Source organism: Pseudarthrobacter oxydans, from assembly GCF_030812335.1.
In the GTDB taxonomy this organism is placed as follows: Bacteria; Actinomycetota; Actinomycetes; order Actinomycetales; family Micrococcaceae; genus Arthrobacter; species Arthrobacter oxydans_B.
In genome coordinates this window covers 221813-234167 of the sequence record NZ_JAUSSN010000007.1, presented here as the reverse complement: position 1 = coordinate 234167, position 12355 = coordinate 221813, and the positions used below count along the sequence as shown (strand labels likewise).

The following is a 12355-nucleotide window of genomic DNA, read 5'->3' as shown; positions in this document are numbered from 1 at the left end:
CTCGAACGGGATGGCTGCGACTCGCTCAATCGCGGTAAAAGCTAGCCATGGCCTCTTTCGCGGGATCCACCATCGTCGCCGGACGCAGTCCGTCGTGGGGGAGTCTTTCGGTCGTGGCCGCCCATACGACACCCCAGAACGTCTCGTCGTTCAGGTCGTAATTGATTGGGCGACGGATATACCAATCGAATCCCCGGGGCCTTGGTGGGATGTCCGCCGCGGCCAGGTAGACATCTATGGCGTCGTCGATGGATGAAAGGTCAGCTTCGGTCAGCAGGAATGGCTGTCCTTGTTCTCCTCCCTCTGGTAATCGACGGACCATCGAACCGAAACGGTCGCGCGCTGCTGAACGTACTCTCGCAAAGTTGGCAGGACCGGCAGCCCAGAGGACCAGGGCGCCCCAACCGTTCTCGGTGGCACGTATCCAGTTCTTAGGAGCTTCCGACAGTTCAGTGCATTCCCACGGGTCATGTGTCATGCTCACCATCCTTCACTGCTAATCGAAGATGGGAATCCCTGAGTCCCAATGGTGGATCGCTCGGCGTGATTGCTCGCTGTGCTCGTTGGTTCCGGGACTTACGGCCGGTGGATGGAAAGAATATCTTTCCGCACCTTGAACCAGTCGTTCGGCCCTAATTTGCCTGGGTACGGCAAAGGTGTCATGCCAAGTCTTGACGACGGAATGACACCGACCTGCCAATGATCTTCATAAACAATTCTTCCGGGATCGTCCGAAACGGACCGTTCCCAAGCCACGCCCTTCGAATCGAGAATCGACAGGAGCGGTCGTAAGCGATCGGTCATACCTTCACTGGCATGCCGGAACCAGGTGACGGCACCTATAGAGTTCCCGTCATCGTAAAACGAAGGATTCGGAAGGTTCTCCTGAAACCAGTCATCGACGACGGCATAGAGAACGATCTCTTCTTCGCTGAGCCTCCCGGTCCGGCGAAGATGATCAACGGCAACGAAGACCCCGACGGGTACACCTGTCTGCCCCACATAGCCTGTATGAAATCGCTCAAAGACCCCCATAGCCTCATGCTCCCACACCTATAGCGCAGGTCGATCGGACTACGCATCAACATTTGCGCCACCAATGCGAAAAAGTCCCGGTGGAGGATGGGTATGGGGAACCAAGAGAAGGCACAAACGGACAGCGAACTGTGGTGGCGCGTCCTGGCATGACCGGACCAGGCATCCGGCTGCCCCCGGCTATAGCGAGAAGCAGCTCGAAGGACGCGTTCTGGAGACACTCCATCCGGCTGTCATTCCCTCTTCGATCGGGGCCGTTGCGATGTTCATGGCCATCCTGCCGATGCCCTATGAGTTTTATGTGCTGCTGCGCTGGGTGGGGCCCGCCGTGGCCATCTGGACCGTGGCAGGCGGGCAGAAGAAGACCGGGTGGGTCGCAGTCTTCGCGCTCGTCACTGTCCTGTGGAACCCTCTGCTGCCGGTCGAGATGCCCCGGAGCTCCTGGGTCTTCCTGAACGTTGCCGGGCTCGCCCTCTTCGCCGCGGCCGGGGCCCAGCTGAAGGCATCGAAACCGGCATTGCGGACGCACCACGCAAAATCCCGCTGATCTGCATACCGCCAGGGGTTCAGGAGAGCCCTTCGTTATGAACGAAGGGCCCAGTTTGCTCGAAAGCGGACCGGGCCCATCGTGTAGGTCCTGAGAACTCTTAGCTCTCGTTGACGAATAGCTCCACGACTCCGACGTAGGACAGGCTGCTCAGGAACGTCACACAAGAAGGCCGCGCCGCACAGTGTGCGACGCGGCCCCCTTTTGCGTGTTCTTGGACCGGTCAGAGGTTGCTTTGCCACATAGCGACAAATCGCGGCAAAGACTTTGACACCGATGAAGCATTAGCCAGTACGATCGTGTTCGCAAACGGAGCCTTCCAGAACTGCACCAGGTGCCTTTCCTTCGACTCTTCCACGACGACGTCGTAGTCCAAGTCCCTGCCGACAGCGTGAAGCCGGGCCCGATAGCTGCCCGCCTCCGCCGCCGACATGAACCCGACCTCGTGGGAGTCCGAACCCGTGGGCCCGTTGAAGTGCACCTTGCCTTCCGGGATGACCAGGGAGACGTCCGCAACGTCTTCCCAACCGGGGGCGACTGTGTCCGGCTCGTGATCAAGGACCTCGATCGTCAGGTGGATGGGTCCGCCATAGATACCGGTGAAGACCAGAGGCACCCTGAGGGTTGGCGGTGTCTTGCCGCTTTGTGCCGCTTTGAGCGCCTCGATGGGGTCTTTAGGTTGAGGCGGATCCACGACCAGGTCGACGAGGTGGCTCCATGCACTGATGGTGAACTCTGCGGGTTGGATCACTGGCCGTGCCCTTCAGGCGATGTGCACGTAGAACGGGTCCGCGTCGATGACCCGCATCGGGGCGTAGAGGACGTTGTTGAGCACTGACCCCGCGTAGTTGTTTTCATCGAGATTAATCATGCACACGCTGTATCCGACGGGGCCGGTGGAGTCAGGAGCGGACAGGGTTATCTGGCACCAGGGGAACGTCCTTGCGGTGCCCCCACCTGTGTAGGCGCCTTCGCTCGTTGACGCAAACGGGTATTCATCACAGGAGTACCCTGTCGGGCGAGGGTAACTCGAGTTTTGAGGGCAAGCCGTGTTGCGGTTCAGGTCCCGCAGGGTCTGGTTGACGAGTCGGTGCAGCGGGGCGCCGGACAACGCGCCTGGCAGGCCGCTGTCCTGGGCTGCCTTGACGTGGGTGCCGAAGGAATCAAAGCCCTGGTACTGGATGTAGGGGGCAATGTCGGGGTTGACGCAACCTGTGGATGCGTTGTTCGGCAGGGCTGTGTCGCAGCGGACGTTCAGCGATGAGGACCCCAGTGTCCACGAGTTGCTTGCTGAGGGGACCTTGAAGGTGATGTTCCAGCTGCTGCCCGTGGGGCCGACTGCCCCGGGTGTGATGGCTGTGGTGTTGTAGAAGAACTCACCGGAGGAGCCGTTGCCGGTGGTGAGTGTCTGGGTCCCGAAGCCCTGGGACCCTGCAGCGCAGTTCTGCCAGCACTGCGCGGTGGCCGACGCGGTGGCGCCGACGGCGTCACCGGTCATGCTGGAGGGGATGATCGTGATTTGATGGGCGACCGTCGGCTGGTTCTGGGCGCCGTAGTGGAAGCCGCTGAGGGTGAATTCCATGACTCCGGTCACGGTCTGGGAGCCTTTGACTTTCCGGACGACTGTGAGCTGGTACGGCCAGTTCCCGCACGCTTCGTAGCGGGTGGCGGAGTAATACCCCTCCGGCAACGTCCCGGCTTGGGCGCACCAGGACGGCAGCGGCTGCACGGTCATCGGCGTGAGGGCCTGCTGCTTGCCGGTGGCCGGTTTCAGCTGCTTCTTGAGCGGCTTCACGCACGTAACTGCCTCGCCCTCCGCGGCGGCCGCGCACTCCTGAGGCGCCTGGGCCCTGCCTGGCGGGGTGACCTTCCGGACGTCCGGGGCGGTCGCCGTGGGCGGAAGCGGCGGAGGGGCTGGCCTCTCGGCGTTTGCCGCGCTGGCCGGGCCAGCAAGAATTGATCCTGCGAACAGGGCCGCGCAAACAGCCAAACTCGCCTTACTCTGACGTTTCATTGTGTTCCCCCAAACGTGCTCGTAATGAGCGTGCGCAGGGGACGCTGAAATGCCTCCCCCATCGGCAGCGTCAGCCTATGGGATTGATGCCGCTGGGGATAGAGGTAAAGGAGAGTATCCTTGGGGCCTGTGAGACGAAAGAACCCGGGAGTGGTCAGGCAGCCCCGGGTCTTCGTTCCTGCTAGTTCTTCTTTGGTGGTTTCTTGCCGCGCGGCGGACCCGGCCCGCCCCGGCCGCGTTCACCGGGCCAGGTCCAGCAGCCAGTCCCGCAGCTTCCAGGTGCTCAGGCAGTCGTACTGGCTGTAGTCCTTGATGGCGGCGAAGATGTCCTTGGCGACCCGTTCGCCCGAGCCAGCTACTGGCAGGGGGGGGAGGAAACCGGCGGCCGCGTAGTGCTCCGATTGGATGACCAGAGCTTGTACTTGGCCTTCACGGCTGTCAGGCGCGGTCATGGTGATCGAGTTCGTTTGAGTAACCTTGACCGGACAATCGCACCGGGGACAACTGCGGCGATGGCCTCAATCTCGACGAGTTGGTCGCGGCAGCCAAGAACAGTGACGCCCATCAGCGTGCTCGGCACATCGTGGCCGCCAAATGCCTCCCGAACCACGGTCCCACGCCGTTACCAGATCGAAGCGACACCCTGTTACGTCCGACGCACGAACTCCGGGGGCTGGGTACTGCTATCGGACGTCGCGGCTCTTGAACTCTTCGTCGAGCTCATAGTGCCGGAACTCGGTCTCCGGGTTCGTTTCTCCCTCAGAAATGACCTCGAAGTCGAGCTGGCGCTGGATTTGGCTGTCCAGGACCTGCAGCTGTCGATCTTCCACCTCGGCAAGATTTTGAGGGAAATTTTCCGCAGGGGTGAGATGCAATTTCTCGGTCATCGTGTCTCGCCCTAAGGTCATGCCGGTTCAACTCCGGACTCCTGCAACGTCAAAATTCTAGGGCAACACGATGCGATGTCTCGCGTGTTTCCCTCGGACGACAACGCCTTTTCTCTCATGGCGAAAAGAAGCCCTGAACTGCTACGCCCCTGACGTCTCAAACCTTAGGGCTGGGGCGTCCCAGGAAGTCGCCTGAACGGCTGCTGCCGGCGTTCTTCAGGTTGTTTAGGCTAGGGAAAGCGAGACATCAATCCAGAGAAGAGGAGCAGCAACTCCCTTGACTATCCCTCGGCCGCCCGTCGCGGTTCTGCCGGACACCGCCGATACAAGGCTCTTGGTAGACCTCACCAGTCACGCCAACGACCTTTCGGAAGCCTCGCACGCCCTCGGGTGCGCCTTAAGCGCGGGCGAGGAATCAGAGCTGTGGATGCCGCTTACGTCGCATGCTGTCACGGCGTATATTCGCCCCTTCATCTTCTCTAATGTACGCAGGCGACTCGACGAGATGCCGGGTATCCCAGCCGTTCCGGCCGCCCTTCAAACGGTGCACGACATCATTCGAAAGTATCGCAACACCACCATTGCGCACTCGCAATCAAATCTGGTCATGCCGCTGCCTGTTGCCATCTTGGATGCCGAGGGGCAAGGGGTCGATGTCATGGGTGTGTCTGTCATCCATTCGATGCCATTAGCCGTGGCCGAACGCTTCGCCAACCTGATCGGTGCGATGGAAGGAAATGTTGAACTTGCAACGCAGCCAATTCTGGAGCGTCTGCGGACCTGGCTGAAGGACCAGGCCCCGGAAACTATCGCCGGTTGGCAGCTACCGGAAGTCATACATGCCATTGACTTGGAGTTCACGGCTGTACACCGAAGAAAACGAATACCGCACTTTACTAGCTACTGGCGCATTGAGCAGCCCGGTGAAGAACCGCACTATGAACAATTCTCTGGGTAAGATCCGCTGACATACCCCTATCTGCGCAGCCTGCAACCTCGTGGTCTATTAGAGGTATTGGTAGACCGTGGCGCGGGAGACTCCGAGCATCTTGCCGATGTCGGAGGCACTGATGCCTTTGCCTTTGGGCTCTTGGCCCGGGCAGCGGCAGCGTCGTCTACTTTTCGTGGCCTTCCGCCGTGGCGATTGTTGGCTGCGGCCGCGGCGAGTCCGGCCCTGGTGCGTTCGATCATCGTGTCGCGCTCCAGCTGCGCGAAGGCGGCCATGATCGTCAGCATCGCCGTGGCCATGGGTCCGGTCGCTTGAACAATGACAGGAACCAGATCGACCTGTAATGATGAGCCTGGCTCCGGCTCTCTGGCCGGGGGGCAAATAGCTGACACTTCGCTAGCTGGGGGAAGATTCACACATGTTTGAAGTCGAAGTGACCAAAGACGGCCTTGAACACCGTGTCATCGACCGGGGCACCGGCATCTACCTGAAGTGGCTAGTGGTGGGCGGCCCCTACTTCACTGAAGTTTTCAACCTCGTGCATGCAGACGGAAGTATCCCCTTTACGACGGCGCGGGAACGAAGTGTCGACCCTGAAACAGGCCTACCCTTCTTCGTATTCAAATTCCTAACTTTTGGGAGCGCCCCGAAGGCGCACAGAAATACTAAAGACCTGGTCAACCGCACCTTCGATGATGAAACCGAAAAGCGACACTGGATGAAGACTGCAGCAGAGGCTCTATTAGTATTCGGGTCCGGCTATAACGGCCTGAAACTTCCACATCCTAGCTACACCCGGGTTGACCTCGATGGGGAAATTTACACTCTTAAGGACTTCGGCTACACCCTCAGCTCGAAATAGGGTTAACCCTGCTCCGCGTCGCCTATCTGGCTGGCTTCACAGAGTCAGGAGTGCTCGATGGTTCTCCATACTCGGTGCGTGTCCCTGACTGGCCCCTGCTCACAGCAGGCTGGATCGTCCTGGCATTCTTTGCCTCACACATATGGCTGCCCTTGGGATGGAGTCAGCCTGCAGAGAACTCCACCGCTTCGGACGGCCTTTGACAGGCACTTCACAGCCGCGGGGGCGAACTCCGGACGATAACCCTCTGCGGCACCGTCCACGAGGGGATCCCTCTTCGGGGCTGCCGGGCGACAAAATAATCGCCGAACGTAACGGATGCCGTCGCGATCCGTCTCGGGGTCTATTAGAGTGACCGCCATGACTGAGATCGTCGCCCCTTGCTTTGCTGCTGCCGCCGCGACAACCCGTCAGCCTGGCGTGATGAGAGGATGTGCCCGGCTGGTCATCCACGGTGGAGGCTGTTTCGGGCATACGCATGCCTCCTCCACGGGGCCGGGGTCTTGATGGGGCAGAGCAGGGCACTTCCTGGCACGACTATCAACGACAGCATTCATGGTCCGAATGGGGAACCGGCTTATTACATACACACCTTCCCTGTGCGCCCGGGTCAGCGGCTTCGGGTTGTGTTCGAGGAAGTCAATGCTCCGTGGCAGCAGGGAATGTTTATCGCGACCGAAGGCAGTTTGACCCTCGCTGATGTGACGTCCCGAGCGCTGGTCCTGTGGCAGGACAGCGCTCCTCCGGAAGTCGACATTGATGTTGTTGAAAGCAACGGCACAATCACGATTCACAACGTCTGGGACTCCGGGAGGAACCTTGGCCGGTTTGAGTCGCAGATGGCCACATCCGGAATGCTTGTCGAACGTCTTGAACCTCACGGCTGGCGCTACCGCTGCAATGACATCGGCTTCAACCCAGATTTCAAGAAGCTAGTGGTGCGAGTGGAAGTTGTGGACGAGGCACCTTTCGAAGCCAGCTCCTGACAATCAAGGCAGCAGGCGACTCACGGCCATCCGCCGGCAGAGTGGCCCCCTACCGTGGGTTGGGCGCCACTACCTTGGAAGGCGCGATAGCCCTGACAAAGTGGCCGACCAAACGCGACGCAAGCAGGTGGCCGAAAGGTGACATCGACCTTCGGGGCGCGCCCTGGTGACGGATCTGTCCTATAGGGGATCCTTGAACGGACGCTTTAGGTTTCGACTGCTTACGACTGGCTTACCCACAATCAGTATCAGGGCCCAGAAATCGCATCCGCGGTCACGAGGACGTAGCAGCACATGCTAGGTCTACGCGCTCAAGGCTCGGCTCATGCAAATACTTCGCAAGATCCGGCAATCCGGCCGCTGGAGCACGCGGTCCTTCTGCTGTTCCTACTTGCCCGATGCAGCAGAAGCACCATGATTACTTGGGCGGACCAGCCCGGTGGCGCAGGACGCCGGCAGCGCCGTGTCGCTGGCCGATATCGGAAGTCCAGGAATATCCTGCGCAAATCCTTCGCCACTATGGATCCAGATCTTTGGATCGCAGCGTTACGCTTTGGAAATCTTCGGAAAGCGTCTTGCAGTAGCCATTTCTACAAGACCCGAGGATCGTTCAGCGCATCCCAGAACCGCATTCCGGGGAACGCGGACCAATACTCACGGAATGCAGCTTGGGGGAGCGCAAGATGAGTTTGAATTTCCTACGCAAGAAAACGATGATGGCTGCGTTGCTGGGACTGGTCTTGATATTTACCGGAATGCAGGGCGCAACGGCGGCCGTCAGTGAGACTGACCAGGAGATCATCGCAAAGATCAAAACCGTCGTTGCCAACATCGAAGGTGCCGGACTGACTGGCGCCGACAAGGCGTTTCTGGCACAGCATCCGGAGATCGCTGACAAAATTGTTGACCCGTCAAAAACAACGCATTCCGTGAAGGTGTCGAAGGACCAGGTCCAGACAATGGCCTCGTGCTACTACTCCGACCGCTACTCAATCTGGCGCTCGATCACGGGCGGAATCGTCTATCAGTACCACACCGCGGGAAATTTTTGTTACACCGGGTATTCCTCGTCAGTAAACAGCAACTACGGTTATTTCGATCGCGTAGACGGTATCTACGTGGTTCAGAATTCCAACGAAGTCAACAATAGAATCGCCTCTGGCAGTGCGACCATTCTGCACACCCAAGGCAAGATCAACGAGTGCATCCTCTACTATGGCTGCTTCCAGTCGTTCTATCCTTGGGGTAAGACGACGATCTACGCAAACGGCGCCATGTCGTTCCAATACGGAGGCTAAGCATGCGCAAACTCTTACTCGCCCTTCTCGGAGTCGCCCTGACCGTTGCCATCTGGTACGGGCTATGTTGGGGTGTCTCCCGCCTGGGGAGGCTCGAGACCTGGCATGTAGGTGTTATCTTCATCGTTGCCGTTATCGCAGCTGTGATGATCTGCAAGCGCGTCGGTCGCAGAATGCGAAAGGCGACTGCGATTGGGACCACTCGGGCTTAGTAGGAGTATTTGAGAGGGGCTGCCCGTCGTTGACCGGCAGCCCCTCTCGCGTTCCAGAGGCGACGTACCTCTCAGTCTGATTCGGGCTCCCAACGGGCTCGTCAGCTACACACCGCGCGCCCGCAAGCCAAACGTTCAGTGGGCCTGCTTTTGGCCGGTGGAATGGTATCGGCGGATAAGCCGTCGAGTATGAAAGGCTGCCAGCAACCCGGAGACTGCGGCGAAGCCGGCTCCAAATCCTGCCAGCGCCAACCCGGTTGCTCCCAGTGTATGGAAGGCGATGACGGTGTAAACGGCCGTCACCGCGGCTGCTCCCAATCCAGCGGTGAGCGCGCGTGGCAGCACAACTGATAAGGAGGTACTGGCGTCAATCCAAAGCGCCGCTACCGAACCGGCACCCGTTGCCAGCCCGGCAACGGCTCCGATAACGAGCCCAAGTATGGCGATGAAGAATATCTGGCCGCCATTCATGCCCCAGGGCCCAAACTGCTCCGGATACAGAGCTGCCTGAATGGTCGAAAACACTGAGGTGCCCGCGCCGATAAACGTACCCAGCAACGCACCGGTGGAAACAGCCCGGACCAGGAGAGGCAACGCTACTGTCTTTACATTTCGCACGGCTGCCTGACCCATATTCGACACCCTAGCGGACGGCATAGGAGCAGTAGCGCCACCTGCACTGGCAACAGTGGACGGCGGCTGTTCGCAGCCGATCGCGTCAACCAATCAGTGAATCAGTGTGATTGCCCTGCGCCGGACGTATTTCAGGCGCGCGCCGAAGCCTGTTGGCACCTGATCGGGCAATTCGTCGATTGGGAACCATCGGACGTCCTCGCTTTCGTCACTCACGGCGATGTCGACTTTAGGGTCGATGGTTGCAGCGAATCCAATATCCCAGTGGGCGGTGCATGAGAACCCTGCGTGCAGATCGTGGCGGTCAAGATCAACGATCGCGCTAGATAGTAGGACAAGGTCGCCAACTCCGGACTCCTCCCGGGCCTCCCTCTCTGCGGCTTCCGCCACCGATGCGTCGTTCGACTCGATGTGACCGCCGAACTGCACCCAGAACTGCCCCTTGCGGTGGAAACACAGAAGAACACGATCGAATGCAGGCGAAAAGACGAAGCAGGACCCTGTGACATGCTCCGGGCCGCCATCGCGACGCAACGCCGCGTCCCCGGCAAAGGTCACGAACCGAAGATAGTCGTCTCGCGAACCTGACTGAGGAACTTCCTTGAGGCGGGCGAGCAGATCTTGAAGAGGCATGCTGACATCTTGGCGCATAAGACAACGAACAACTCAATGCCACGACCAAGGGACCAGTGTCGGTTGTCGAGTCGCGCCCGTAAGACGAACCCTGTGCGAGCAGCCAGGGCAGAGAACAAGCCCTAGCCCGCAGGGTCTGCCGTGGAGTCCGGTGACGAGATTGGCGATCTGGATGGATATGCAGGTATTCCCCCTCCCGAACCCGCTGCCAAGAAGACCCCAACTTGGGTTTCCCCGTCGCTGAGGAATACCGGGATCTCGCGGGGTGGGCGTGGAGTGTTGAAGTTTTTCGCCGCGTCATCGGGGCTAGTCGGCATTGGCCCGCCGTAGAGGTCTTTTGCGTACGCGTAGCCGGATGATCCGTTGGTTGCCATCACGGCGATCAGATCGGGGGCCCCGTTTTCCGGGCTTTCAACGCCGTAGGTTTCACCTTTGGCATTGACGCCCAGTTGGGTCCGTTCCTGCTCCACGTACTTTGCGGAAAGCTGCCAGCGGTTACCCGGATCCGTCCTAATCGTTATGCTGTCCTGCCCTGGGGCCAGAGGAATGGTGTAGCCCGAAGAATTGAAGCGTGAGTCAGTACTTATTTCGGTGAAACTGGCACTTGCGCCGTCTGGGAACTGGAACCACCCAGGAGAAAGTGCGGTCAACGTCATTTCAATCCCGGTGGCACCAGCGGGAGGTTCACCGAGCCCCACGGTTGCTGTTCCCGTGTGGATCTCCATCACGGGCGACGCCAGCGGTGTCACTTGCTCCGTCCCGGGGATCTGAAACAAACCGGCGGCGGTTGCCCCGATACCGCCGAACAGGAATGCGCCGGCCAGTGCTCCGCCACCGAGCCAGACGCGGGTGTGTCGGCGAGCCCGCACCGGCGCCGGCGGGTGGACCTGGGCGACGAGTTCTGCTCGAAGTGCGTTGCTGAACCGGTCATCGACATCGAACTGTTTCATTAGCGTTCTCCTTCCAAAACCGAGGTTGCGTGGCTGCGGGCAGCAGGAGCGCCCGTGCTGGTTGTGCCAGTAAGGGCGGCTTTCATCCGTTGCTTTGCCCGGTGCATCCGGGTCTTCGCCGCGCCGGGAGTCAGATTCAGGACCACCGCTGCTGCGGCCAGAGGATAGTCCTCGAACACGACCAGACTCACCAGGTGCAGGTCCACAGCGCTTAGCGTTCCGAGAGCTTTGGCGAAGTCCTTGTCCAGCGTCCCTTGGGTGCTCGCGAAAAGCTCATTCTCCATGGCCTCTGGCGTCCCTTCGGTACGCGGCAGTGCATTCAGCAGCTTCCGGTAGCGGAGGGCTGCCCGCCCGTTATTGCGGGCCATGTTGGTTGTCGTGACGAGCAGCCAGGGAAGGATCGACCCTGCTACTAGACGCACCTTGCCGCGCCGCCGCCAGAGCTCCAGGAAGGCAGCAGCCATGACGTCTTCGGCGTCGTGATGGCTTCCCGCGAGCCTGTACGCGTGGCGGAAGACCCGGTCACGATGCCGGTCGTACAGCACCCCAAACGCATCGCCGTCACCACTTAGGCTGCGGGACCAAAGGCGGTCCTCGTCAATCTCCAGGTTCCCCATGCACTGTATTGTCCGGGACAACTGAAAAGGTTACACAAACCTAAAAATCTCCTGGAAAATCTTTGGGCCCTGACAGTGTCAATTGAATAGAACCAAACAGGCGGCCCGAACGGTTCCCACCTGAGGGCGACGCTCGAGGCATGCCCGGCGTCACGTAAGACCGTGAGTAGCTGCTGAATTGCGGCAATGGACCCACATACTCCTGGATGATAGGTTCACTATTTCGAGGTAGTTATCGATTTATTGGGGGAATCATGGCTAGGAATACTAAGCTCCTCGGTCTGGCTATCGGGCTCGCGGCGACGCTGAGCCTCGGTGCAGCCGCTGCATACGCTTCGGCGGAGCGACCTTCGAAGGACGATTCACCTGTGGTGACTTCGGAGGTGGCGTCAGATCACCCTGAATGCTACGACCCGGCCAAGTTGAACGACCCGAACGACTTCTGCTTCAAGACCATCGGCCCATGGAACAGCGTCCGCTCAAGTGACGATGAAGTCCGGGCGCTGATGCCGGTAGAGCGAATGGTCCAGGCCGGCAAGACCGTGGAGGAAATTCGACGCTACTACCCCACCTATTCGCCCGAGGATAAGTAGACCTCGTCCGGTCTGATCTTGAGGGGTCGTTCCTGTTTGGCTATTGACGAATGAGAACGTGTCCCCGCCGCTTGCTTTCCTGGAAGGCATCTCGTAACTCACGCTGCACCACCTCGCTCAAATTGGCCGGTACCGCGCC

General features: G+C 59.8%; 17 protein-coding genes and 1 pseudogene. 6 read left to right on the top strand and 12 right to left on the bottom strand.

The features are described from left to right. Nucleotides 1-25: 25 nt before the first annotated feature. Nucleotides 26-478 carry a DUF5956 family protein gene (locus J2W14_RS13600; protein ID WP_307463300.1) on the bottom strand — a complete coding sequence of 151 codons (453 nt, stop codon included), beginning with the start codon at nucleotides 476-478 and terminating at the stop codon, nucleotides 26-28. Between the two features lie 98 nt (nucleotides 479-576). Continuing rightward, nucleotides 577-1035, bottom strand: a complete 459-nt coding sequence (locus J2W14_RS13595) for a hypothetical protein (RefSeq protein WP_307463297.1) — start codon at nucleotides 1033-1035, stop codon at nucleotides 577-579. Between the two features lie 64 nt (nucleotides 1036-1099). Between J2W14_RS13595 and J2W14_RS13590 the strand changes: the two genes are divergently transcribed. Then, nucleotides 1100-1582, top strand: coding sequence for a DUF6804 family protein (locus J2W14_RS13590; RefSeq protein WP_307463295.1), 483 nt, complete (start codon nucleotides 1100-1102; stop codon nucleotides 1580-1582). Between the two features lie 223 nt (nucleotides 1583-1805). Here the strand turns inward: J2W14_RS13590 and J2W14_RS13585 are convergent, their stop codons facing one another. The 5 genes and pseudogenes from J2W14_RS13585 to J2W14_RS13570 all read right to left on the bottom strand — a co-directional run bounded on the left by J2W14_RS13585 (nucleotide 1806) and on the right by J2W14_RS13570 (nucleotide 4426). After that, entirely contained in the window at nucleotides 1806-2333 is a 528-nt protein-coding gene (locus J2W14_RS13585; protein ID WP_307463290.1) for a hypothetical protein, read from the bottom strand. 12 nt (nucleotides 2334-2345) lie between these two features. Then, nucleotides 2346-3377, bottom strand: coding sequence for a NucA/NucB deoxyribonuclease domain-containing protein (locus J2W14_RS13580; RefSeq protein ID WP_307463287.1), 1032 nt, complete (start codon nucleotides 3375-3377; stop codon nucleotides 2346-2348). Between the two features lie 458 nt (nucleotides 3378-3835). Beyond that, nucleotides 3836-4048 carry a hypothetical protein gene (locus J2W14_RS13575; protein WP_307463284.1) on the bottom strand — a complete coding sequence of 71 codons (213 nt, stop codon included), beginning with the start codon at nucleotides 4046-4048 and terminating at the stop codon, nucleotides 3836-3838. Next, nucleotides 4045-4228, bottom strand: a pseudogene (locus J2W14_RS21235) (hypothetical protein); the annotation flags it as partial. The gene J2W14_RS13575 and the pseudogene J2W14_RS21235, both read right to left, overlap by 4 nt. Nucleotides 4229-4279: 51 nt before the next feature. Next, nucleotides 4280-4426, bottom strand: a complete 147-nt coding sequence (locus tag J2W14_RS13570) for a hypothetical protein (RefSeq protein WP_307463280.1) — start codon at nucleotides 4424-4426, stop codon at nucleotides 4280-4282. A gap of 334 nt (nucleotides 4427-4760) precedes the next feature. Between J2W14_RS13570 and J2W14_RS13565 the strand changes: the two genes are divergently transcribed. Next, on the top strand, nucleotides 4761-5441 hold the full coding sequence (locus J2W14_RS13565) for a hypothetical protein (protein WP_307463277.1): 681 nt from the start codon (nucleotides 4761-4763) through the stop codon (nucleotides 5439-5441). Between the two features lie 17 nt (nucleotides 5442-5458). Here the strand turns inward: J2W14_RS13565 and J2W14_RS13560 are convergent, their stop codons facing one another. After that, complete coding sequence (locus J2W14_RS13560) at nucleotides 5459-5824, bottom strand: recombinase family protein (RefSeq protein WP_307463430.1); 366 nt, start codon at nucleotides 5822-5824, stop codon at nucleotides 5459-5461. Nucleotides 5825-5850: 26 nt separating this feature from the next. Between J2W14_RS13560 and J2W14_RS13555 the strand changes: the two genes are divergently transcribed. The 3 genes from J2W14_RS13555 to J2W14_RS13545 all read left to right on the top strand — a co-directional run bounded on the left by J2W14_RS13555 (nucleotide 5851) and on the right by J2W14_RS13545 (nucleotide 8578). After that, nucleotides 5851-6294: a hypothetical protein gene (locus tag J2W14_RS13555; RefSeq protein ID WP_307463274.1), complete on the top strand. Its 444-nt coding sequence runs from the start codon at nucleotides 5851-5853 to the stop codon at nucleotides 6292-6294. Nucleotides 6295-6920: 626 nt separating this feature from the next. Continuing rightward, complete coding sequence (locus J2W14_RS13550) at nucleotides 6921-7280, top strand: hypothetical protein (protein WP_307463271.1); 360 nt, start codon at nucleotides 6921-6923, stop codon at nucleotides 7278-7280. A gap of 683 nt (nucleotides 7281-7963) precedes the next feature. Continuing rightward, nucleotides 7964-8578, top strand: coding sequence for a hypothetical protein (locus tag J2W14_RS13545; RefSeq protein WP_307463268.1), 615 nt, complete (start codon nucleotides 7964-7966; stop codon nucleotides 8576-8578). A gap of 347 nt (nucleotides 8579-8925) precedes the next feature. Here the strand turns inward: J2W14_RS13545 and J2W14_RS13540 are convergent, their stop codons facing one another. The 4 genes from J2W14_RS13540 to J2W14_RS13525 form a co-directional block, all read right to left on the bottom strand. Continuing rightward, nucleotides 8926-9423: a hypothetical protein gene (locus J2W14_RS13540; RefSeq protein ID WP_307463266.1), complete on the bottom strand. Its 498-nt coding sequence runs from the start codon at nucleotides 9421-9423 to the stop codon at nucleotides 8926-8928. Nucleotides 9424-9516: 93 nt separating this feature from the next. After that, the gene (locus tag J2W14_RS13535; protein WP_307463264.1) at nucleotides 9517-10056 is read right to left on the bottom strand and encodes an NUDIX domain-containing protein; all 540 of its coding nucleotides are present in this window, start codon (nucleotides 10054-10056) and stop codon (nucleotides 9517-9519) included. Between the two features lie 122 nt (nucleotides 10057-10178). Next, nucleotides 10179-11006 (bottom strand): peptidase M56 family protein, encoded by an 828-nt coding sequence (locus J2W14_RS13530; protein ID WP_307463261.1) that lies wholly within the window; start codon nucleotides 11004-11006, stop codon nucleotides 10179-10181. Beyond that, entirely contained in the window at nucleotides 11006-11623 is a 618-nt protein-coding gene (locus tag J2W14_RS13525) for an RNA polymerase sigma factor (protein WP_307463258.1), read from the bottom strand. Before J2W14_RS13525 ends, J2W14_RS13530 begins: the two co-directional genes overlap by 1 nt. Before the next feature lie 254 nt (nucleotides 11624-11877). Between J2W14_RS13525 and J2W14_RS13520 the strand changes: the two genes are divergently transcribed. Next, complete coding sequence (locus J2W14_RS13520) at nucleotides 11878-12216, top strand: hypothetical protein (RefSeq protein ID WP_307463256.1); 339 nt, start codon at nucleotides 11878-11880, stop codon at nucleotides 12214-12216. Nucleotides 12217-12355 lie beyond the last annotated feature (139 nt).

Excerpts from the sequence above, each read along its gene's own strand:
- J2W14_RS13600 (WP_307463300.1), bottom strand. The coding sequence starts at position 478 with ATGACACATGACCCGTGGGAATGCACTGAACTGTCGGAAGCTCCTAAG.
- J2W14_RS13595 (WP_307463297.1), bottom strand. The coding sequence starts at position 1,035 with ATGGGGGTCTTTGAGCGATTTCATACAGGCTATGTGGGGCAGACAGGT.
- J2W14_RS13590 (WP_307463295.1), top strand. The coding sequence starts at position 1,100 with ATGCGAAAAAGTCCCGGTGGAGGATGGGTATGGGGAACCAAGAGAAGG.
- J2W14_RS13575 (WP_307463284.1), bottom strand. The coding sequence starts at position 4,048 with ATGACCGCGCCTGACAGCCGTGAAGGCCAAGTACAAGCTCTGGTCATC.
- J2W14_RS13555 (WP_307463274.1), top strand. The coding sequence starts at position 5,851 with ATGTTTGAAGTCGAAGTGACCAAAGACGGCCTTGAACACCGTGTCATC.
- J2W14_RS13545 (WP_307463268.1), top strand. The coding sequence starts at position 7,964 with ATGAGTTTGAATTTCCTACGCAAGAAAACGATGATGGCTGCGTTGCTG.
- J2W14_RS13540 (WP_307463266.1), bottom strand. The coding sequence starts at position 9,423 with ATGGGTCAGGCAGCCGTGCGAAATGTAAAGACAGTAGCGTTGCCTCTC.
- J2W14_RS13535 (WP_307463264.1), bottom strand. The coding sequence starts at position 10,056 with ATGCCTCTTCAAGATCTGCTCGCCCGCCTCAAGGAAGTTCCTCAGTCA.
- J2W14_RS13530 (WP_307463261.1), bottom strand. The coding sequence starts at position 11,006 with ATGAAACAGTTCGATGTCGATGACCGGTTCAGCAACGCACTTCGAGCA.
- J2W14_RS13525 (WP_307463258.1), bottom strand. The coding sequence starts at position 11,623 with ATGGGGAACCTGGAGATTGACGAGGACCGCCTTTGGTCCCGCAGCCTA.
- J2W14_RS13520 (WP_307463256.1), top strand. The coding sequence starts at position 11,878 with ATGGCTAGGAATACTAAGCTCCTCGGTCTGGCTATCGGGCTCGCGGCG.